The sequence below is a fragment of the Polaromonas sp. P3_A5 genome (assembly GCF_056403055.1).
Genome location: NZ_JBFUGF010000001.1, coordinates 553,176 through 574,688, shown reverse-complemented (window position 1 = coordinate 574,688; position 21,513 = coordinate 553,176). Strand labels below are relative to the sequence as shown.

Below are 21,513 nucleotides of genomic sequence, written 5' to 3'. Positions count from 1 at the left end.
CTTCCCCCCTTCCAGGGGACGGCGCCTGCGGCCCGGCGAAGCCGGTTCCGCGGCCCCTGCTGGGCTGGAAGGTCGCAGCCTATGAGTCGCCTGGTTGTTGTTTCGAATCGCGTGGCGGATCCGCGCAAGGCGGCGGCCGGTGGGCTTGCTGTGGCACTCGGGGACGCGCTGAACGCTACCGGTGGGCTATGGTTCGGATGGAGCGGCACGGTCGTTGAGGGCGGTGCCGCCGGTGAAGGCGAGCTGCATGTGCAGCAGGCGGGCAACATCAAGCTGGCCACGGTGGACCTGTCGGCCGAAGACCATGCCGGCTACTACCTGGGCTACAGCAATGGCGTGCTCTGGCCGGTATTTCATTACCGGCTGGACCTGGCGCGTTTTGACACGGGCTTTATCGAGGCCTACCGCCGCGTGAACCGGCTGTTTGCGCACAAGCTCATGGGTCTGCTGCAGCCCGACGACATCATCTGGATCCACGACTACCACCTGATCCCCATGGCGGCCGAATTGCGCGCCATGGGCTGCAACAACCGCATCGGTTTTTTCCTGCACATTCCGTTGCCGCCGCAGCAGGTGCTGGCCGCCATTCCCCAGCACGAATGGCTGATGCGTGCGCTGTTCGCCTACGACCTGGTCGGTTTCCAGAGTGAAAACGATTTGCTGCACTTCTCGCGCTACGTACAGGCCGAAGCCGGCGCGGTGGCGCTGGGCGACAACCGCTTCAGGGCCTTTCACCGCACTGTGCGCGCGGGCGCTTTTCCCATCGGCATAGACGTGGACGAGTTCGCGGCGCTCACGCACGCGCAGGATGCGCGCGACATGTACGAACGCATGAAGGAAGAGTATTCACGCCGCAAGCTGCTGCTGGGTGTGGAGCGGCTCGACTATTCCAAGGGCTTGCCGCAGCGGCTGCGGACGTTTGAAATCTTGCTGAAAAAGTACCCGGAAAATCTCCGCAGCGCCACACTGATCCAGATCGCCTCGCCCAGCCGTGAGGACATGGGAACCTACACCGATCTGCTGCAGGAACTGGAAAGCCTGTGCGGCGCCATCAACGGCAATTTCGGTGAGCTCGACTGGATGCCCGTTCGCTACATCCACCGCAACGTGGCGCGCAAGCGCCTGCCGGGTTTGTACCGCGTGGCGCGGGTGGCGCTGGTCACACCGCTGCGCGACGGCATGAACCTGGTGGCCAAGGAATTCATCGCCGCGCAGGACCCGGCCGACCCCGGGGTGCTGGTGCTGTCCCGCTTTGCGGGGGCTGCGGAGCAACTGGAAGACGCGTTGCTGGTCAATCCCTACGACATCGACGGTACTGCGGACACCGTACAGCGTGCGCTTCAAATGCCGCTGGAGGAGCGGCAGGCGCGGCATCAGAAGCTGCTCAAGACCATCCGGGAACGCGATGTGCATTGGTGGCGCAGGGAGTTTCTTAACGCCCTCGGCTACGAGGGACCGGCTTAGTTGCCGGTTCTTGCTCTGGCCTTAGCGCTCTTTGCTGAGGGTTGCTGGCCGGGGGTTGCCCGGCATGCAAGTAACTTTCTTTTGCTTCGCCAAAAGAAAGTCACCAAAGAAAAGGCGACCCTGGTTCCTGCGTCCCTACGCTTCGCTGCGGGCAACCTGCGGTGCTCGGTCCAGCCGGGGTCTCGCTCGAACTCGCCTTCGGCTCAAACAATCGCGATCCCTGATCCGCCTGAACCTGCGCTCCTCGGCGCATCCAGAAGGGCAAATCGGGAACGGGGACAAAATGCCAAAGACAAATACCAACTCCAATACCAACAAGGACACGCCATGGCGTGTCCTTGTTTCTTCCGTATTCGGGTTCTTGTTTTTGGCTGTTGGTATTCCTTCCCCCACCCCTTGTGGATGCGCCGAGGAGCGCAGGGCCAGACGGATCAGGGCAAAAACTTGTTTGAGCCGAAGGCGAGTTGTTTTTGACCCCGGCTGGATCGAGCACCGCAGGTTGCCCGTAGCGAAGCGGAGGGACGCAGGAACCAGGGTCACCTTTCTTTTGCTTACTTTTCTTTGGCGAAGCAAAGAAAAGTGAGTTGCATGCCGGGCAACCCCCGGCCAGCAACCCTCAGCAAAGAGCGCTAAGGCCGGAGCAAGAGCCGGCCAAGAAAACTTAAGAAACGATATAAGCCCCAGCCCCAGTAGAAAACAACTTCCCGTCAGCCCCCAGAAACTCCATCCGCGTACTCGCCACCCGAGACCCCAGCCGCATCACCTCAGCCCGCAACTCAAAAAACTCACTGATGCCAGGCCGCAAATAATCCACCCGCAGATCGATGGTGCCCAGCTTGGCAAAGCGGTGCAGCCGCTGCATCGGCGATTCGTCCATGTGGCGCGCGCCTATGGCCGCCATCACGGCGAGTCCGCCCATGGCGTCCAGACCGGCGCTGATCACGCCGCCGTGGATGCGGTTGTGGGCGTAGTGGCCGATCAGCTCGTTGCGCATGTCGATGCGGGCGGTGACCCGCTCCGCCGTCACCGAGGTGATCTTCAGCCCCAGCAGTTTGTTGAAAACGATTTTTTCCTCGAACAGCTCTTTGAGGCTGGCGACAAATTCCGGCTCGAACTCAATCGCGCCGGTGGGGGTGGGCTGTGTTTTGGTCATGGCGTCAATTGTCGTGCAGCGAAATCTTTCCTGATTTTCCGGGTTCTCATGCCTTGGCCTCATCGAATCTCAGCAACACCTGCCCGGTACTTGTTTGCTGACCCACCTCTGCCATCACAGCCGCCAGCACGGCATCGTGCGGGGCATTGACCGCGTGCTCCAGCTTCATGGACTCAATCACCAGCAGCGTGTCACCGCGCTTCACGGCTTGGCCGGGCGCCGCATGGACAGCAATCACCTTGCCGTTGAAGGGCGCCCGCAACTCCCGCGCGGCTGCAACACCGCCGGATGCCGCCGGTTCCAACGTGGCATCTTCCAGAAACAGGTCCACAGAGCCCGTCTGCACATGCCAGCGTGCGCCGGGTTGCCCGGCAGACTCCTTCAGGCGAACCGCCGATATGCGCTGCCCGGTCTGGCCTGTGCCTACCGTCAGAGCGCCATCGGGTCCCTGTGTGATCACCGCCTGCAACACCTCGCCGCCCGTTTCAATTTCCAGCGCGCCCCCGCCCAGCTCACGTATGCGCAGATCCAGCAGCTGCCCACGGTGGCGCAGCCGGACCGGCCTGGGAAACGGGCACGGCAGGCTGTTTGCGGCACTGTTTGAATCAATACTTTGATAGAAAATGGCCGCCAGACCATACGGCACAAGCGCAAGCAGCTCCTCTTTTTGTAGCGCTCCGCGTATCGTATCGCCCTGCTCCGCCAGAAAAGGAATCAGCGCATGCCCGGCGCGGAACACCGGATGAGCAAGACAAGCCGACAAAAACTGCCGGTTGGTGGGCAGGCCCAGCACTTCTGTACGGCCCAGCACCGCCACCAGCCGGTCTATGGCTTGCTCACGTGTCGCGGCATGCACCACCAGCTTGCCCAGCATGGAGTCGTAGTGCGGTGACACCACCTGGCCTTCAAACAGCGCGTGGTCAAAGCGAGCTTCGCCGGGTTCGCGAAAGCGCCGGACCGTGCCTGTGTGCGGCGTGAAATTCTCGTCTTCGGTACACAGGCGCACCTCAATCGCATGACCGCTAAACACCACCTGATCCTGTGCAAGAGGCAGCGGCTCGCCTTGCGCTACGCGCAGCTGCCATTCGACGAGATCAAGGCCTGTGACGGCTTCGGTGACTGGGTGCTCCACTTGCAGGCGCGTATTCATTTCCATCAGAAAGAAACTAGCCCCCACGCTTGCCACTTCGTGTGCTGCACGAGACCTTGCAGGCCGTGGCCCGGCGGCGCTCAAGTCAGGCCCATCAACCAGAAACTCCACCGTCCCCGCACCTACATAACCCGCCGCTTGCGCCAGCTTGACGGCCGCGCCACACATCCGCGCACGCAGCGCCGCATCCAACGCGGGGCTGGGCGTTTCTTCAATGATCTTCTGGTGACGGCGTTGCACCGAGCAGTCGCGCTCGCCCAGATGAATGCAATGGCCGTGGGCGTCGGCAAACACCTGCACCTCGACATGGCGCGGATTCAACAAAGCCCGCTCCATCAGCAGCTCCCCGCTGCCAAAGGCCGAGAGCGCTTCAGAGCGGGCGCTTTGCAGCGCGGCCGAAAGGTGTGCGGCATCCCGCACCAGCCGCATGCCGCGCCCGCCGCCGCCCGCCACGGCCTTGACCATCAGCGGGTAACCGATGCGCGCGGCTTCGGCTTCAAAGCGCGCGTCGGACTGGTCATGACCCTGGTAGCCCGGCAGGCAGGGTACGCCTTGCGCCGCGGCGAGTTGCTTGGCAGCCGACTTGCTGCCAAGCTGCCGGATCGCAGCCGGCGGCGGCCCCACCCAGGTCAGCCCCGCCGCAATCACCGCGTCGGCAAAGGCGGCGTTCTCGCTGAGGAAGCCGTAACCCGGATGCACCGCATCGGCGCCGCTGGCCTCGGCCGCAGCAACCAGTTTGTCGATGCGCAGATAGGAGTCGGCGGAACTGACACCTCCCAGCGCATGGGCGATATCCGCCTCCTGCACATGCAGCGCACCGGTATCGGCGTCTGAATACACCGCCACCGTCTGCATGCCCATGGTTCTCGCGGTGCGCATGATGCGGCGGGCAATCTCCCCACGATTGGCCACCAGCAGGCGGCGGATGCTCTTCATGCAGGCGCCCCGCTCCGTACGCCAGGCATGGCCATGAACTCAGCCACCCTTCTTGCCGGGCTTGGCCACGCCCATCATTTTGGCGATGATCCCCATCATGACTTCGTCGGCCCCGCCGCCTATGGAGGCCAGGCGACCGTCGCGGAACATGCGCGCTACCTTGTTCTCCCAGGTGTAGCCCATGCCGCCCCAGAACTGCAGGCAGGTGTCGGGCACCAGGCGGTTGAGCCGCCCGGCCTTGAGCTTGGCCATGGAGGCCAGCTCGGTCACATCCTGGCCCTGCACATAGAGCTCGCAGGCGCGATACGTCATGGCGCGCAGGCTCTCGACTTCGGTCTTCATCTCGGCGAGCTTGAACTGCACCCATTGCTGGTCAGCCAGCGTGGCGCCGAAAAGCTTGCGCTCGTGCGCCCACTCGACCGTCCATTCAATGCAGTTGGACAGCGACTGGATGCAACTGGCCGCACACCACAGGCGCTCTTCCTGGAACTGCATCATCTGGTAGACAAAGCCCGAGCCTTCGCTGCCGATCAGGTAACGCTGCGGCACACGCACTTCGTCAAAGTAGATCAGGCCGGTGTCGGATGAGTTCATGCCGATTTTTTTGATCTTCTTGGCCGCTTCAATGCCTTTACGCAGCTTGCCCTTGTCGCGCATGGGCACCATGACCAGGCTCTTGTTTTTGTGCACAGGGCCCTCACCGGTGTTGACCAGCATGCACATCCAGTCGGCCTGCAGGCTGTTGGTGATCCACATCTTCTGGCCGCTGATGATGTAGTCGCCGCCGTCCTTGCGGGCTTGGCTTTTGATGGAGGCAACGTCGCTGCCGGCACCTGGCTCGCTCACACCGACGCAGCCCACGGCATCGCCGGCAATCGCTGGAGCGAGGAATTCACGCTTGAGCTCGTCGCTGCCGAAGCGCGCCAGGGCCGGCGTGCACATGTCGGTCTGCACGCCGATGGACATGGGGACGCCGCCGCAATCGATATGGCCCAACGCTTCGGCCATGGCCATGGCGTAGGAGTAGTCCAGGCCCGAGCCGCCGTATTCCTCAGATTTGGTCAGGCCCAGCATGCCCAGGTTGCCGAGCTTCTTGAACACTTCATGCGCCGGGAATATTTCGGCGGCTTCCCATTCATCGACGTGCGGGTTGATCTCGGCATCAATGAAACGCTTGAGAGTTTTCTGGATTTCGAGGTGTTCGTGGGTGTACTGCATTTTTGTCTCCGGTTCTTTTTTGACTGAAGTGCTACATGCGCGCCACGCCAAACTGCATGGGCCTGAGCTGCCGCGCATCGGCCTCGGCGCACATTGCCAGGCACTGCGCCAGCACCGCGCGTGTGTCGCGCGGGTCGATGACACCGTCGTCCAGCATCAGGCCCGAGGTGCAGAACACATCGGCCTGCGCCTCGAACATGGCGACGATCTTGTCGTACTGGGCTTGCGACTGGGCCGGGTCCGGTACAAGGCCCTTGCGTGCCAGGGCCGCCTCACCCACGATCTGCATGGTGCGCGCGGCCTGTTCGCCGCCCATCACCGCCGTTTTGGCACCGGGCCAGGTGAAGAGAAAGCGCGGCGCGTAGCCGCGGCCGCACATGCCGTAGTTGCCCGCGCCAAATGAAGCGCCGCACTGGATGGTGATTTGCGGCACCGTGGCATTGGTCACCGCCTGGATCATCTTGGAGCCGTGCTTGATCATGCCGGCCTGCTCGCTCTCCTTGCCCACCATATAGCCGGTGGTGTTTTGCAAATAGACGATGGGGTGGCCCAGCTGGCACATCAGCTGGATGAAGTGCGTGGCCTTGTTGGCGCCGGCCACATCAATCGGGCCGTTGTTGCTGATGATGCCGACGGCACGGCCGTCAATCGATGCCTGCACGCACACCGTGGCCGCACCGTAGAGCGCTTTGAAAGGCAGAAAATCGGAACCGTCCACCAGCCGGGCGATTACCTCGTGCATGTCCAGCGGCTGGCGCAGGTCGCTGGGGAGCAGGCCCAGCAGCTCGTCAGGCGGGTAAACAGGTTCGCAAGGGGAATCCTTGTTTGCTATTAAATTGGTAGCTGCTTGCGCTCGTTCTGCTTTGGTTTCAGCCCGATTTGACCATGAAGTCCGGGCCACAACTTCTCTGGCCAGTCCCAGCGCGTGGCGATCGTCGTCGGCCAGTTGTTCGCCCAGGCCTGACACGCCGGTGTGCATTTCAGCGCCACCCAGTTCTTCTTCGGTCGCCACCTCGCCGGTGGCGGCCATCAGCAGCGGCGGGCCGGCAAGGAAAGCGCGGGAACGCTTGCGCACCATGATGACCACGTCGCTCAGGCCCGGCATGTAGGCGCCCCCCGCCGTGCCCGAACCGTGCTGCACGGTGATCACGGGAATGCCCGCCGCCGACAGGCGCGCCAGGTTGCGAAAGAGGCTACCGCCGTGCACAAAGCCTTCGACCCGGTAGCGCATGAGGTTGGCGCCCGCGCTTTCCACCAGGTGGATAAAGGGCAGCTTGTTTTGCAGCGCGATCTCCTGCACGCGCAGGATCTTTTCCAGCCCCATGGCCTGGACGGCGCCGGCTTCTATGCCCGAGTCACTGGCCACCACCATGCAGCGCACACCGCTCACAAAGCCGATGCCGGCCACCACGCCGCCGCCCGGCACCGACTGGGCCGCGTCCTTGTTGTCCTGCAGGTAACCCGCGAGGGAACACAGGCCCAGCCAGGGCGCCCCCGCATCCAGCAGCAAAGCCACACGCTCACGCGGCAGCAACTGGCCGCGCTTTTCAAAGGCGGGCCGTGATTTGGCGGAGGCGGCGGCGCTGCGCTCTTCCAGTGCGCGCAGTGCGGCGATGCGCGACAGCATCGCCTCACGCCACTGCGAGGCTTGTGGCGATTGCGCATTCCACGCAGACTGGAACAGCGTCATGACTGGAAGACCTTGGGGGTTTCTGCCAGGTGAAAGCCGTCGAAGGGCGTGATCGCCTCACGCTGCAGCGCTTCAGCATCGGGCCGCCGCATGGGCCAGCCCATGCGCATCTGGGGCCTGGCGCCGTCGACGCGCAAGGTGCTGCCACTGACGAAGTTGGCGGCCTTGCTGAGCAGGAAGACGACGGCCGCCGAGGTTTCGCTTTCGGTGCCGAAGCGGCCCAGTGGCACCGTGTGGCGCATCTCGCGCAGCATGGGGCCGGCCTCGGGCGGGTAGTGGTCCATGCCGCTGGAGGCGATGTAGCCGGGTGCCACCGCGTTCACCCGCACGCCGCTATGGGCCCATTCGGCCGCCGCGGTTTCGGTGAAGCTCACCATGCCGGCGCGCGCCGCGCCGCTGTGGCCCATGCTGGGCATGGAACCCCACATGTCGGCCACGATGTTGACGATGCTGCCCCCTTTGCCTTGCATTGCCTGCAAATAGCATTCCCGCGCCATCAAAAATCCGCCTGTCAGGTTGGTGTTGATCACAGCCTCCCAGCCCTTGGCGCTGATGGATTCCAGCGGCGTGATGTACTGGCCACCCGCGTTGTTGACGAGCCCATCGATACGGCCCTGCGCCACCACGATGGCGGTGATGGTGGTCTTGACGGCCTCTTCCTGGCGGATGTCGCAGGGGTGAAAACTCACGCGACCGCCCTGCGCCACGATTTCGCCGGCCACGCTGTGGAGTTTCTCGATATTCCTGCCTATCAGCACCACATGCGCGCCCAGCGCGGCGAGTTCATGCGCGATACAGCGGCCAATGCCGGAGCCGCCGCCGGTGACAACAATGACCTGGCCGGAAAAAAGGCCGGGCTGGAACACGGATTGGTAGCTCATGCGCGGACCTTTCTTGCCGGGGATTTCGGAGTCTTTTCGCCAATGAACAGCGCCATGGCCGCATCCGCCAGATCATCCAGCGATGCATCTTTCTTGGCGTCAAACCACTGCACCGACCAGTTGAGTGCGCCAAAAATCAAAAGGCGCGACAGCTTCACCGGCCCCTTGAGTTGCCCTGCGGTGGCTAGCGCCTCCAGCACCGGCTCCCACACGGCTTCGTAGTCGCCCTGCAGCTTTGCCAGCAGGTTGCGCTGCCGGGCTGTGATGGAACGCGACTCGTAAAGCATCACAGGGATGAAGTCGCTGCCGGGGCCCAGCAGCACGTCAAAGTGGTTGCGGATCAGCACGCGCAGCAGCGCTGGCGCCTCAGCGGTAGAGAGCCCCGCCGCCTGCAGGGCCGCAGCCTGGCGTTGAATCGCCGAGCGCATGCCCTCTTCCATCACGGCATGGAGCAGCGCGCCCTTGCTTTTGAAGTGATAGAAGGGCGAGCCGCTGTGCATGCCGACGGCCGCCGCGATGTCGCGCGTGCTGGTGGCGTCAAAGCCTTTTTTCCGGAACAACCTGGCGGCCGCATTGACGAGTTCGACCCGCCGGTTGCCGTCGTCGCGTTCGTCCAGGGTTTTGCGCGGCCGGCCGCGCGGACGCTTTTCAGCACTGTCGGTTGCGGTTTTCGAAGAGGTATGAGCGCGTGCGGCAGGTCGCGAACGCGCGGCAGGTTTGTCCATAAGGACGGACCTTAGCAAAACCCTGTATTTTTAGCAAGCAAGTGCTTTGTAAAAATACCGGGCCGCGTTTCGTCACTTGCGCTCGGCAGCCGCCTTGCCGGTAGCGGGCTTTTGGCGGCCCTCTTCTTTGGCGGGCACACCGACCTGCGGGTGCGCGCCGTGGATATGCGCATGGCCGCGCCCGGCGGGGGTACGGTTCTGGCTTTGCCGCAGTGCAGCTTTTTCCAGGCCGCTGAGGATGCCGCAGTCGCCCGCGGCCTGGCCGCTGGCGCACTGCTCACGCAAAATCTTGAGGTCTTTTTCCAGCGCCTTGAGTTCGCGGATGCGTGTGGCGACGTGGCTGATGTGCTCGTCCAGCAGGCTGTTGACGTCGTCGCAGCTGCCGGCCGGCGCGTCCTTGAAGTTCAGCAGCGCGCGAATTTCCGCCAGCGTCATGTCCAGCGACCGGCAGTGGCGTATGAAGGCCAGGCGCTGCACATGGCTTTCGTCATAGATGCGGTAATTGGCGTCGGTGCGCGCCGCTTCGGGCAACAGACCCTCACGTTCGTAGTAACGAATGGTTTCCGTCTGGGTCTGCGCGGTTTTGGCCAGTTCTCCGATTTTCATGGCGACTCCTTGAACATCGTCCCAACATCGCTGTAGGGTCACTTCAGCAGCCAGCTTGACTCTAAGGCCGCTACAGGGTTTCCAATTAGGCCATGAAATCTGAAAAAAACCTTGTTTCCGGCCTCGATGCCCCTACCGGCGACTGCTGTGGCGGCGCCCACGCCACACACGCACCTGTATCCAATGCCACGGGTGCCGCGGGGCGGATTTTCCGCATCGCCACCATGGACTGCAGCGCCGAAGAGTCTGACATCCGGCGCGCGCTGGAGCCGATCGCCGGTATCCGGTCGCTGGGCTTCCAGCTGGGCGCACGCACGCTGCGAATAGACGCCAGCGAAGAAGCCTGTGCGACTGCCCTGGACGCGATCCGCAAGGCCGGGTTTGACCCTCAGCCTGCCCAGGGTGCCAGCACGCATACAGGCGGCCATGACCATGAGGGGCATGCGCACGACCACAGCCATGACGGCGGCTTTGGCAGCGGCGCCACCCGCCTGGCCGCGGCGCTGCTGCTGGCCGTGGGCGCCGAGGCTGTGTCATTTTTCGCGCCCGAGCTGCTGGCCTGGAAAATCGCCGGCATGGCGGTGGCGGCGCTGGCTATTGGCCTGGCCGGCCTGGACACCTATAAAAAGGGCATGGCCGCCCTGCTGCGCGGCAGGCTCAACATCAACGCGCTGATGTCGGTCGCCGTCACCGGCGCTTTCCTGATCGGGCAGTGGCCGGAAGCCGCGATGGTGATGGCGCTCTATGCCATTGCCGAGCTGATCGAAGCCAAAGCCGTGGACCGCGCGCGCAATGCCATCAAGGGCCTGCTGGACATGGCGCCAGAACAGGCCTTGATGCAGGGCGAAGACGGCGCGTGGGCCAACACGCCGGTGGCCGCCGTGCCGCTGCAGGCCCTGGTGCGCATACGCCCCGGCGAGCGCATACCGCTGGACGGCCTGGTGACCCAGGGCAGCAGCGCGGTCAACCAGGCGCCCATCACCGGCGAAAGCATTCCGGTCGACAAGGAGCCCGGCGACAGCGTCTTTGCGGGCACCGTCAACGAAACCGGTGAGATCGAGATCCGCGTCACGGCGGCGGCCGGCAACACCACGCTGGCACGCATCATCCACGCTGTCGAGCAAGCCCAGGGCAGCCGTGCGCCCACGCAACGTTTTGTCGACCGCTTTGCCGCCGTCTACACGCCGGCCGTGTTCGCCATCGCCGTTGCGGTCGCCGTGTTGATGCCGCTGCTGGCGGGCCTGAGCTGGCAGGAGTCGATCTACAAGGCGCTGGTGCTGCTGGTAATCGCCTGCCCCTGCGCCCTGGTGATTTCCACGCCCGTCACGGTGGTGAGCGGGCTCTCGGCCGCCGCGCGCCGGGGCATCCTGATCAAGGGCGGCACCTACCTCGAGCAGGCGCGCCTGCTCAAAGCCATTGCGCTCGACAAGACCGGCACCATCACGGAGGGCAAGCCCCAGTTGGTGGATTGGCGTACCTGGGGCAATGCAGACGCAGCGGTGGCCGCACAGCTGGCCGCCGGCATGGCCTCACGATCTGATCATCCGGTTTCCAAAGCGATTGCAGCGGGCCTGAACACCGAAGCCGCCGACGTGCAAGCCTTCAAGGCCCTGCCGGGCCGGGGCGTTGAGGGAACGGCCCAGGGCCAGCGCCTCGTGTTGGGCAATCACCGCCTTATCCATGAGCTGGGCTTGTGCGGCGTGGAGCTGGAAACTGAACTCGCCCGGCATGAACAGCAAGGCCGCACGGTGACACTGCTGGCCGACGGCACGCGCGTGCTGGCCCTGTTCGCAGTGGCCGACACCATCAAGCCAACGTCCCGGCAGGCGATTGCCGACCTGAAGGCGCTGGGCGTCACGCCCGTGATGCTGACCGGTGACAACGCCGCCACGGCGCGCGCCATCGCAAGCCAGGCCGGCATCGACGACGCCCGCGGCGACCTGCTGCCCGAGGCCAAGCTCGACGCCATTCGCGAAATGCAGCGGCACTACGGCGCCACCGGCATGACGGGCGATGGCATCAACGACGCACCGGCGCTGGCGCAGGCCGACATCGGCTTCGCCATGGGCGGCGCCGGCGCCGACACAGCCATGGAAGCGGCCGACGTGGTGATCATGAACGACAACCTGGAGCGGGTGGCCGAAACGGTGCGGCTGTCAAAACGCACGCACGCCATCCTGTGGCAGAACATCAGCCTGGCACTGGGCATCAAAGGCATCTTCCTGCTCCTGGCCGTTTTCGGCACGGCGACGATGTGGATGGCGGTGTTTGCCGACATGGGCGCCAGCCTGCTGGTGGTGGGCAATGGCTTGCGTTTGCTGCGCGGCCGGCACAATTAAATTGCTATAGATTTAGTAGCTTCTCGCGCACATCCCTATTGACCCGAGGACCTAAAAGTACAAAACCCGAAGTGACTCAGGAAGCCTGCTTCGGGTTTTTGCATGCGCCTGCGAAAGGCGCTGGCAATGGATGATCAGCGCTCGACTGTCTTGTTCCAGCGCGCATTCCAGGCTGGGCGGTTCTCGTTGATGGCATCCCAATCCACCGTAGTCGCCGTCTTCATGTAGGTGTTCATCTGGGTCACAAGCGCGGCAGCCTTGCCACTGGCCTTGGTTTTGGGGTTGGACGGGATCTGGTCGCCAAACTCCAGCGCCGCAGCCTGCGCCTCAGGCGACAGCAGGTACTGGGCAAGCTTGTGGGCCAGCGCGGGTTCACTGTTCTTCGCAATCACGCATTCACCGACCGTCAGCACGGCCGAGCCTTCCTTGGGCTGCACATATTCCACCGGCAGGCCTTTTTCCTTGAGCACGCCGACGGCGGTGGGCGTGAGGGGGAACATCGCGGCCTCGCCGGTCTGCACCATTTCAGCCAGCTTGGCCGAGCTCGGGATGTACTCGAGCACATTGGGTCCTATGGTGGTGGGCCAGGCCTTGAAGCCGGGCTCCACGTTCTTGTCATTGCCGCCCTGGATACGGTTGAACAGCAGGAAGCCGTGCAGGCCGAAGGTCGACGACGACAGCGACTGGAACACCACCTTGCCCTTGTACTTCGGGTTGGCCATGTCCATCCACGAGGTGGGCGGTGTCCAGCCTTTTTCGGCGAACATCTTCTTGTTGTAGGCAATGCCGGTCATGCCGATGTTGACGCCGGCGGCCATGTCGCCCTTGAAGCGCGCCGTGGGAAACAGGTCATTCAACGCAGGGGTGGCCTGCATCTTCTCGCACAGGCCCATGCCGATAGCGCGGTACATGATGCCGTCGTCCAGGAACATCACGTGCATCTGCGGGTTGTCCTTGTTGGCCTGCGCCTTGGCCAGGATATCTGACGAGGTGCCGGGCACGACCACGACCTTGACGTTGTTGGCCTTCTCGAACGCGCCGAAGACGTTCTCGGTGTAGGTTTTTTCCATGGTGCCGCCGTTCATGCCGATGTACAGCGTCTTGGTCTGGGCCATGGCGTTTCCGCCGGCCAGGCCGGCGGCAGCAACAGCAAGCGACACCGCTGTAGCGCGGGCGGTCAGGAATCGTAGGGAGATGTTCATGGAAAGCTCCTGGTGGCGTTGGTGAAGTGAAGGCAGTGAAATCGAGGAGGACTGTGAAAGAGGACTAGACAACGGAGGAAGAAACGGGCCCGGCGGTTGTCGCACGCGGGTTTGCGGAAAAGCGTTCAATCGAAAAAGCGTCGATAGGCGTGGCACTCTCGCCGCTTTGCACCAGGTCGGCCAGCACCGCACCCACGCCCGGGCCCAGCTGGAAGCCGCCGCCGGCGAATCCGAATGCATGAATCAGGCCTGGTGTGGTCGCACTTGGGCCTATTACCGGCTGGCGGTCGGGCAGGTAGCCTTCGGTGCCGCTCCAGGTGCGAATGATGTGCGCGTGTTTCAGCGCCGGCAGCAGCTCGACGGTTTGCTGCATCAGGCCGGCCAGGCCGCTGCGCTGTGCGCGGGCACGCTGGTCGTCCAGCGCGTAGCCCCGGCCGCCGCCGATGACGCAGTTGCCGCGCGCCACCTGGCGGGCATAGACACCGCCGCCCTCCACGCCAAGGCTGAGGTTCATGAATGCGGGCAGCGGTTCGGTCACCGACATCTCGGGATGGCCTGCCTCCATGGGCACGGGCTCACCGAACTGCGCCGCGAGGGCGCCTGCCCAGGCGCCTGCGCAATTGAGCAGGTGTCTGGCGCGAACCTCCAGCGCATCGCCCGAGCGCAGTACAAACATCGCTCCGTCGCGCGCCACTTCGTCCACGCGGGTCTGTTCGCGTACGTCGGCGCCGAGCTTGCGCGCGGCCATTGCAAAAGCCGGCGACACGAGGCGCGGGTTGGCCTGCCCGTCACCAGGGCACAGCGACGCACCTATGGCAGCTCTTCCCAGCCACGGGCAGCGTTCGCGCAGGGCACGCATGGAGAGCATCTGCAAATCCATGCCGAAGCCCAACGTGCGCTCGCGGTAGCTTTCGAGCGAGACCATGTCGGCTTCGCTGCGCGCGATCTTGAGGTGACCCGAAGGGAGGTATTCGCCGTCGATGCCGATCAGTTCCGGCAATTGCGCCCACAAGCCCTGCGCGCGCTGCGAAAGCGGCAGCTGACTGATCGGCCGACCCTGGCGGCGCACGCCGCCGTAGTTCACGCCGCTGGAACGGGAGCCGCAGAGGTCGCGCTCCAGCAGCACGACCGAAATGCCCATGCGACGCAGAAACAGCGCCGCCGACGAGCCCATGATGCCGCCGCCCACAATGGCAACGTCGGCCGTGACGCGTTCCATTACACGCCCTCCTGCTTCATCGCCTGGGCGGCCATGGCTGAAAACGGCAGCGGCTTGATGGGCGCCTGTCCGCGCAGCCGGCCCACGGCATCAGGCTGCGCAGCGCAGGCCTGCGCGAGGATTTCCGCCGCGGCCACGCCGCAGGTACGCCCCTGGCAGCGCCCCATGCCCACCCGCGTCAGCGCCTTGAGGCGGTTCATCTCGCGTGCGCCGGTGTCGGCCACGCACTGGCGCAACTCGCCCGCGGTGATTTCTTCACAGCGGCAGACCACCAGTTCATCAGGGGCGGCTGCAGCCCAACCAGCGGGAAATGGAAAGGCCCGCTCCAGTCCTTCCCGGAAGGCCGCCGTACGCGAAAGCTGGTTTTCGAGCGAGGCCGCGCGCGCCACATCGATCCTGTGCCCGGTGTCCGCCAGTAGCGCCAGCGCGGCACGCTCGCCAGCCCATTCCGCGGCATCAGCGCCCATGATGCCGGCACCATCGCCGGCCAGGTAAACACCTGCCACGCCGGAGCGGCCCATGGCGTCGCGCTCGGGCAATGCGCCGCGCTGCAGGCGGTCATAGCGAAAACGGCAGCCCAGCAAATCGGCCAGTTGCGTTTCGGGCCGCAGCGCGTAGCCAAAACCCACGCCGTCGCAGGCGATCTCGTGCGCGCGGCCGCCCTTGCGCCAGTGCATCGCCTGCACGCGTTCGTCGCCTGTGGCGCGCACCAGTTCCACGCCCTGGTGCACCGCGATACCATGCATGCGCAACCAGCCCAGGTAATAAAGGCCCTTGGCCAACAGCGCCGGCTGGCGCAGCATGGCGGGCACGGCGGCAGCCTTGCCTGCAAAACTGGCCGTATCAAGTACCGCCGCAACTTTGGCGCCGGCCCTGGCGTACTGGTAAGCAATCAAATACAGCAGCGGCCCCGTGCCTGCAAACACCACGCGCGAACCGATCGCGCAACCCTGGAATTTCAGGGCCACCTGCGCGGCGCCCAGCGTGTAGACGCCGGGCAAAGTCCAGCCGGGAAAAGGCAGGACACGGTCCGCCGCGCCGGTGGCAACAATGAGGTGGCTGTAGCGCAGCGTGCTCATCAGCCCGTGATGAAGCAAGTCGAGCTTGCCGCCTTCAGCGCTCCAGACCAGGGTGTCGGGGCGGTAATCGACCTTGTCCAGGATGCCGGCCATGGCCTCATGTACCGCGTCGGCGCGCCCGGCTTCAAAACCATAAAGAGCCTCTTTGGGCCGCGAGAAACCCGCGGGCGGCTGGCGGTAGATCTGCCCGCCCCAGCGCGGCGCTTCGTCCACCACCACGGGACGCAGGCCGTGCGCCACCAGCGCCTCGGCAGCGCGCACGCCTGCCGGGCCGGCGCCCACAATCACCGCCTGCGTGCTCATACCGGTCCCTCCGCGCCAGTCACCAGCCGCATGCCTTCTTCGATGAAGGTGCTGCAGGCACGCAGGCGCCGGCCCGATTCGGTCGCGACCCAGCAGTCCTGGCAGGCGCCCATCAGGCAAAAGCCGGCGCGCGGCTCGCCGCTGAATTCGCTGAAGCGCAACTGCGCGCTGTGCGTCAGCACCGCCGTCAGCACGGTGTCGCCGGCCAGGGCCTTCAGGGCTTGCCCATTGAGCACAAAGTTCACCGGTTTGCGGTTGCCTTCGGCCAGGCGGTGAAGCAGGGCTGCAGGCTTGTGGCTCACCCCGGCAATTTCAATGGTTGATTTCATTTGTGTCCGACCAGGATCTTGTCGAGGCCGTAGATGCGGTCCAGCACCAGCATGGCCACAGCCGTGAGCGCCACCATGAGGGCCGAGACGGCCGCCATCAAGGGGTCTATCGACTCGGTCGCATACATGTACATCCGCACCGGCAAGGTCACGGTGGAGGGCGCAGTGACAAAGATCGACATGGTCACCTCATCAAAGCTGTTGATAAAAGCGAGCAGCCAGCCGCCGGTAACGCCAGGCAGGATCATCGGCAGCGTCACGCGAACAAACACCGTCGCCTGGCTCGCACCCAGCGAGAGGGCCGCCTGCTCAGCGCTGCGGTCGCTGCCTTCAACCGAAGCCAGCACCAGCCGCAGCACATAGGGCGTGATGATGACCACGTGCGCCAGCGCCAGCCAGAAAAAGCTGCCGGTCGCGCCGATCAGCGAGAAGGTGCGCAGCAAGGCCACACCCAACACCAGATGTGGAATGATCAGCGGCGAAAGAAACAGGCCATTGAGAAAATCACGGCCTGGGAAGGTATGGCGGGCAATCGCCAGCCCGGCCGGTACAGCCAGCAGCGTAGCCAGCGTCGCAGATATCGACGCCAGCCAGAGGCTGTTCTTGAAGGACTGCACAAAATCGGAGTGCGCAAACACCGCGCGGAACCAGCGCAATGAAAACTCCGTGGTCGGAATGGCCAGCGTGTTGCCGGGCGTGAAGGCCACCACGCACACAATGACCAGCGGCGCCAGCATGAAGGTGATGACGAGCGCGTTGAAGAGCAGCGCGAGGGGACCGTTTTTGGACATGCTTGACTTTCTATTCCATGTCTAATTCAGTTCGAGACTAGGCGCACCGCCGCAGACAGTGCTGTAGCACGGCAAGGCGGGGCAACGACGTATCGGGCTGAAGTAGGCATGAAATTACCCCAAAGACTTTTTATAAGAGCGCTCAAGGACGCGGTTGTAGCTCAGCATGATGGCCAGGTTGGCCAGCAGCAGCGTGAGCGCGATGGCCGCACCCAGCGGCCAGTTGAGCTCGTGCAGGTACTCGTCATACACCACCGTCGCCACCATCTTCAAACGCCGCCCGCCCAGCAGGCCCGGGATGGCGAAGGCGCTGGCGGAGAGGCCGAACACGATCAGGCTGCCCGAGAGAATGCCCGGCAGCACCTGCGGAAAGATGATGCGGCGCAAGGTGGTGAAGTGCGAAGCCTGCAGCGACAGCGCTGCGTCTTCCACGCCCGGGTCCAGCTTTTGCAGCGAGGTCCAGACCGGGATCACCATGAAGGGCAGCATGACGTGCACCAGCGCAATGACCACGGCCGCTTCGGTGTAGAGGATGCGCATGGACGGCAACCCCACAGCGCGCATGGCTTGGTTGACCACACCCTCGGGGCCGAGCAGCATGCTCCACCCAAACGCCCGCACCACCACCGACACCAGCAGCGGCGCCAGCACCACCAGCAACAAAATAGAACGCCAGGGGCTGCGCATGCGGCTGAGCACATAGGCTTCAGGTGCACCGACAACGATGCAGATCAGCGTGGTGAGCGCTGATATCCACAGGGTGCGCCAGAAGATGCCATGGTAGTAGTCGTCCGTCAGCACGGCGGCGTAGTGCGCCAGCGTGAAGCTGTTCTTCACGCCGGTGGCGTGGTCAAACACCTGGAAAGACAGCACCGCCGTGAGTGCCAGCGGCACCAGCAACAGACAGGCAAACAGCGTGAAGGCCGGCGCCGACAGCAGCCAGGGCGTGCGCGATACACTCGCCCGAACTGACGTCATCGGTGCGGCCACGGCCGTGCTGCTCATGCCGGCACCCCTTGCGTGCCGGGCAGCAAGCGCACCTGCTGGGCGGTCCAGTCCAGGCCGACGTTGGAGCCCTCTTCGGCAGGCGCCGTGCCGTCGTTGGGGCAGACCACCGCAAGCTGGCCGGCGGCGGTCGACACCTGGTAGAGCCACTGGCTACCGAGGAAGAAACGCTCGTGTACCGTGCCGCCAATGCGACCCTGGGCTTCAGGCACCAGGCGGATTTTTTCGGGACGCAGGCTCAGCACCACGGCATCGCCCTCTGACACACCGGGCGCCTCGACTTCCAGCGGCACATTGCCGCCTACATTCACCGTGGCCCAGGGGCCGGTGGCCATCACACGGCCTTCCAGCAAATTGGCCTTGCCGACAAAACTGGAGATAAAACGGGTCTGCGGATGTTCATACAGCCGGTGCGGTTCGTCGATCTGCGTCACGCGGCCGGCTTCCATCACCACCACGCGGTCGCTGATAGACATCGCCTCGGTCTGGTCGTGCGTGACCATCACGGTGGTGGTGCCGACCTTGCGCTGGATCTGCCGCAGCTCAAACTGCATCTCTTCACGCAACTTGGCGTCGAGATTGGACAGCGGCTCATCCAGCAGCAGCACCGGCGGCGAAATGACCAACGCACGCGCCAGGGCCACGCGCTGGCGCTGGCCGCCCGACAGCTCACGCGGGTAGCGTGTGGCGTGCGCCTCAAGATGCACCAGAGCCAGCGCGGCTTTCACGCGCTCGGCACGTTCTTCTTTGGGCACACGGCGCATCTCCAGGCCGAAACTGACGTTGTCATACACGCTCATGTGGGGGAAGAGCGCATAGCTCTGGAACACGATGCCCAGGCCGCGCGAATTGGGTTTGGCGTGGGTGATGTCGCGGCCGTCCAGCGTGACCTGACCCGACGTCACCTCACAAAAGCCCGCAATCATCTGCAAGGTGGTGGTCTTGCCGCAGCCCGAAGGACCGAGCAGCGAGACGAATTCGCCCTTTTCCACCGACAGGTTCATGTCGGCCACGGCGCGGGTAGCGCCGTAAGACTTGTTCACATTCGCCAGGGTCAAAAAAGACATGGGGAGCACCTCTGCAACAAAGGGAATGACCAGCGCCGCACAGACAAACGACGTGCAAAACGATGACACCCTGATGACTTCATGCTATGGCATCCTATAAAAAATCGTCAATAGGTTATTCCGTATAGAGATATCTTTATTTGATTTATTCCGTTTAATGGAATTTATATACACTTAATGCCATACTGATTCCGCCAAAGGAGACGCCATGAAAGATGAAGACAATAGCTCCAGCAGCGTGCAGCGCGCCTTTTCCATCATCCGGGCACTGGCGGCCACGCAGGCCAAGGGTGGGCGCATCACACACATCGCCAAAGCCACGGGTCTCACGCAGGCCACCACGCACCGCATCCTGCAAAGCCTGGTGGCCGAGCGTGTGGTGGAGCAGGAAACAGGCTCAAAGCTGTATCGCCTGAGCATTGATTTTTTTGCACTGGCCGCGCAGGCAGGTAACACCATGGACCTGCGCAGCCTGTGCCGGCCTTCAATGCTGCGGCTGTGCGCCAGCCTGGGTGACACCATCTTTTTGCTGGTGCGCAGCGGCTTTGACGCCGTCTGCCTGGATCGCAGCGAAGGCCCGTTTCCCATCCGCTCTTTCACCGGCGACATCGGCGGTCGCGTGGCGCTGGGCATGGGCCAGGGCGGTCTGGCCATCCTGGCTTTCTTGCCCGAGACAGAGCGTGAAGAAGTGATCCGCTACAACCTGCCGCGTGTGCGCGAGTTCGGTGTGTACGACGAGGTGTATCTGCGCACCGAGATTGAGCGCGTGCGCGAGCTTGGCTACGCCGGGCGCAACACCAACCTGCTCGACGGCATGGCCGGCGTCGGTGTGCCGGTGCTGGACCGCGAAGGCCGCGCCGTCGCCGCGCTCAGCGTGGGCACGATCTCGTCACGCCTGAGCCCCGATCGCCTGCCCACGGTGGTGGAGCTGCTCAAGCGCGAAGCCACGGCCATCAGTGCGCAGATCAATCCGTTTGACAGCACGCTGCGGCGGCCGGCGCAGAGCCTGGCTCCAGCGGACAGCACCTGAGACACTCACACAACGACAATTTTTCTGCCAGGCTTAAAAGAAGGAGCCCCATGGACAACGAACTCGCCAAGAAGCAACGCGCGGGCTTTTCGGTCAAAGAGCGCGCCATTGCAAAACTGGGAATCGCAGCGATTTCGTTTTGCCTGGCCTGGATGGAATGGCTCACGCCTTCCGTTCCGCCCTTTACCGGCAAGTGGGCCTGGACAAAGATCTGGGCCTTCGAAGTGATGGGGCCGCGCGGAATTATCGGCATCTGGATGGCACTGGGGACGCTCATGCTGGCTCTGGGCCTTGTACAGCTATGGAACTCAGGAAAAAGCGTCGACTGAGGCACGCGGGATCAAGGCAAAGAAATCGCCTGCTCGCGCAACCAGCCGCGCAGCTGCACCAACGGCCGCCAACTGGTTTTCTGTGAAGGCCAGACCAGGTAGTAGGCAAAGTCAGAGCTCAGCGAAAGATCAAAGGGCACAGCCAGCGTGCCGTCGGCGATGTCGTCGGCCACCAGAAAGCGCGGCAGCACCGCCAGCCCCAGCCCGGCCTTCACTGCCTGCGCGATCATGGAAAAGAGTTCGTATTTGGGGCCCGTGCCTGCGCCTTGCGCGTCGTCAATGCCGGCCAGCTGGAACCAGTCGCGCCAGGCATGCGGGCGCGTGCTCTGGTGGATGAGGGTGAACTTCAGAACATCGGCGGGGCGGCGCAGTTGCCGCTTTTTCATGAGCGCCGGGCTGCACACCACCACGCTGTCTTCACCCATCAGGTATTCAGACTCGGTACCGGGCCAGTCGGGCCGGCCGTAATGGATGGCAGCGTCCAGCCCCGTCAGTGAAAAATCAAAAGGCTGCAGGCGCGTGGCCAGGTTCAGCGTCACATGCGGGTGCGCTTTCAAAAAAGACGGCATGCGCGGGATCAGCCACTTGGTGGCAAAGGTGGGCACCACGCCCAGCTCCAGCGTGCCGCCCTCGCCTTTGGAGGACACCAGGTCCAGCATGGCGGCCTCGAGTGAATCCAGCGCGGGGCTGACACGCGCCAGCAACGAGCGGCCGGCGTCCGTCAGTTCCAGCTGGCGAGGCAGGCGCAGGAAAAGGCTCACGTCCAGATCCTGCTCGAGGCCCAGAATCTGGTGGCTGACCGCGCTCTGGCTCACCGAGAGGTCTTGTGCCGCCAGCGTAAAGCTGCCGCGATGGGCCGCCGCTTCAAAGGCCAGCAGGGCCTGGGTGGATGGGATTTTTCGGCGCATCGCATGAATATATCTCATGGCTCCATCGAAATACATCCTTTGTGCGTGGCGCTGAAACTGCCGAAAATCCGGCTTTCACCTGCCAATTA

At 63.9% G+C, this 21,513-nt stretch carries 19 protein-coding genes; 4 read left to right on the top strand and 15 right to left on the bottom strand.

Annotation, left to right across the window (positions count from 1 at the left end; all coding sequences use genetic code 11):
- Positions 1-81: 81 nt before the first annotated feature.
- Complete coding sequence (gene otsA / locus AC1DU8_RS02760) at positions 82-1,464, top strand: alpha,alpha-trehalose-phosphate synthase (UDP-forming) (RefSeq protein WP_457281149.1); 1,383 nt, start codon at positions 82-84, stop codon at positions 1,462-1,464.
- A 661-nt stretch (positions 1,465-2,125) separates the two neighbouring features.
- Here the strand turns inward: otsA and AC1DU8_RS02755 are convergent.
- From AC1DU8_RS02755 to cadR, 7 genes are all read right to left on the bottom strand, one after another.
- The gene (locus AC1DU8_RS02755) at positions 2,126-2,617 is read right to left on the bottom strand and encodes a thioesterase family protein (RefSeq protein WP_477689652.1); all 492 of its coding nucleotides are present in this window, start codon (positions 2,615-2,617) and stop codon (positions 2,126-2,128) included.
- Between the two features lie 46 nt (positions 2,618-2,663).
- Positions 2,664-4,694, bottom strand: coding sequence for an acetyl/propionyl/methylcrotonyl-CoA carboxylase subunit alpha (locus AC1DU8_RS02750; protein WP_477727026.1), 2,031 nt, complete (start codon positions 4,692-4,694; stop codon positions 2,664-2,666).
- A 48-nt stretch (positions 4,695-4,742) separates the two neighbouring features.
- Positions 4,743-5,921 carry an acyl-CoA dehydrogenase family protein gene (locus AC1DU8_RS02745; protein ID WP_477726425.1) on the bottom strand — a complete coding sequence of 393 codons (1,179 nt, stop codon included), beginning with the start codon at positions 5,919-5,921 and terminating at the stop codon, positions 4,743-4,745.
- Positions 5,922-5,952: 31 nt separating this feature from the next.
- Entirely contained in the window at positions 5,953-7,611 is a 1,659-nt protein-coding gene (locus AC1DU8_RS02740) for an acyl-CoA carboxylase subunit beta (RefSeq protein ID WP_477689650.1), read from the bottom strand.
- A complete protein-coding gene (locus tag AC1DU8_RS02735; RefSeq protein WP_477689649.1) occupies positions 7,608-8,492 on the bottom strand; it encodes an SDR family oxidoreductase in 885 nt (294 codons plus the stop codon). Before AC1DU8_RS02735 ends, AC1DU8_RS02740 begins: the two co-directional genes overlap by 4 nt.
- A complete protein-coding gene (locus AC1DU8_RS02730) occupies positions 8,489-9,217 on the bottom strand; it encodes a TetR/AcrR family transcriptional regulator (protein WP_477689648.1) in 729 nt (242 codons plus the stop codon). The genes AC1DU8_RS02735 and AC1DU8_RS02730 overlap by 4 nt, the downstream gene beginning before the upstream one ends.
- Before the next feature lie 72 nt (positions 9,218-9,289).
- Positions 9,290-9,823, bottom strand: a complete 534-nt coding sequence (gene cadR, locus AC1DU8_RS02725; RefSeq protein ID WP_477689647.1) for a Cd(II)/Pb(II)-responsive transcriptional regulator — start codon at positions 9,821-9,823, stop codon at positions 9,290-9,292.
- A 92-nt stretch (positions 9,824-9,915) separates the two neighbouring features.
- On the opposite strand from cadR, the gene AC1DU8_RS02720 reads away from it, so the two are divergent.
- Positions 9,916-12,162, top strand: coding sequence for a heavy metal translocating P-type ATPase (locus AC1DU8_RS02720; protein ID WP_477702134.1), 2,247 nt, complete (start codon positions 9,916-9,918; stop codon positions 12,160-12,162).
- 134 nt (positions 12,163-12,296) lie between these two features.
- Here AC1DU8_RS02720 and AC1DU8_RS02715 read toward each other — a convergent pair whose 3' ends face one another.
- The 7 genes from AC1DU8_RS02715 to AC1DU8_RS02685 all read right to left on the bottom strand — a co-directional run bounded on the left by AC1DU8_RS02715 (position 12,297) and on the right by AC1DU8_RS02685 (position 19,157).
- Positions 12,297-13,364 carry an ABC transporter substrate-binding protein gene (locus AC1DU8_RS02715; protein ID WP_477726424.1) on the bottom strand — a complete coding sequence of 356 codons (1,068 nt, stop codon included), beginning with the start codon at positions 13,362-13,364 and terminating at the stop codon, positions 12,297-12,299.
- 64 nt (positions 13,365-13,428) lie between these two features.
- Positions 13,429-14,583 carry an NAD(P)/FAD-dependent oxidoreductase gene (locus AC1DU8_RS02710; protein WP_477726423.1) on the bottom strand — a complete coding sequence of 385 codons (1,155 nt, stop codon included), beginning with the start codon at positions 14,581-14,583 and terminating at the stop codon, positions 13,429-13,431.
- Positions 14,583-15,965 carry an FAD/NAD(P)-dependent oxidoreductase gene (locus AC1DU8_RS02705; RefSeq protein WP_477726422.1) on the bottom strand — a complete coding sequence of 461 codons (1,383 nt, stop codon included), beginning with the start codon at positions 15,963-15,965 and terminating at the stop codon, positions 14,583-14,585. The genes AC1DU8_RS02710 and AC1DU8_RS02705 overlap by 1 nt, the downstream gene beginning before the upstream one ends.
- Positions 15,962-16,294 carry a (2Fe-2S)-binding protein gene (locus tag AC1DU8_RS02700; protein ID WP_477726421.1) on the bottom strand — a complete coding sequence of 111 codons (333 nt, stop codon included), beginning with the start codon at positions 16,292-16,294 and terminating at the stop codon, positions 15,962-15,964. Before AC1DU8_RS02700 ends, AC1DU8_RS02705 begins: the two co-directional genes overlap by 4 nt.
- The gene (locus AC1DU8_RS02695) at positions 16,291-17,085 is read right to left on the bottom strand and encodes an ABC transporter permease (protein WP_477695862.1); all 795 of its coding nucleotides are present in this window, start codon (positions 17,083-17,085) and stop codon (positions 16,291-16,293) included. The genes AC1DU8_RS02700 and AC1DU8_RS02695 overlap by 4 nt, the downstream gene beginning before the upstream one ends.
- Positions 17,086-17,199: 114 nt before the next feature.
- A complete protein-coding gene (locus AC1DU8_RS02690) occupies positions 17,200-18,090 on the bottom strand; it encodes an ABC transporter permease (RefSeq protein WP_477726420.1) in 891 nt (296 codons plus the stop codon).
- Positions 18,087-19,157 carry an ABC transporter ATP-binding protein gene (locus tag AC1DU8_RS02685; RefSeq protein WP_477726419.1) on the bottom strand — a complete coding sequence of 357 codons (1,071 nt, stop codon included), beginning with the start codon at positions 19,155-19,157 and terminating at the stop codon, positions 18,087-18,089. Before AC1DU8_RS02685 ends, AC1DU8_RS02690 begins: the two co-directional genes overlap by 4 nt.
- 208 nt (positions 19,158-19,365) lie before the next feature.
- Here AC1DU8_RS02685 and AC1DU8_RS02680 point away from each other — a divergent pair, with 208 nt between their 5' ends.
- Positions 19,366-20,187 (top strand): IclR family transcriptional regulator, encoded by an 822-nt coding sequence (locus tag AC1DU8_RS02680; RefSeq protein ID WP_457281164.1) that lies wholly within the window; start codon positions 19,366-19,368, stop codon positions 20,185-20,187.
- A 50-nt stretch (positions 20,188-20,237) separates the two neighbouring features.
- Positions 20,238-20,516, top strand: coding sequence for a hypothetical protein (locus tag AC1DU8_RS02675; RefSeq protein ID WP_457281165.1), 279 nt, complete (start codon positions 20,238-20,240; stop codon positions 20,514-20,516).
- Positions 20,517-20,527: 11 nt separating this feature from the next.
- Here the strand turns inward: AC1DU8_RS02675 and AC1DU8_RS02670 are convergent, their stop codons facing one another.
- Entirely contained in the window at positions 20,528-21,442 is a 915-nt protein-coding gene (locus AC1DU8_RS02670; protein WP_457281166.1) for a LysR family transcriptional regulator, read from the bottom strand.
- Positions 21,443-21,513: the final 71 nt, after the last annotated feature.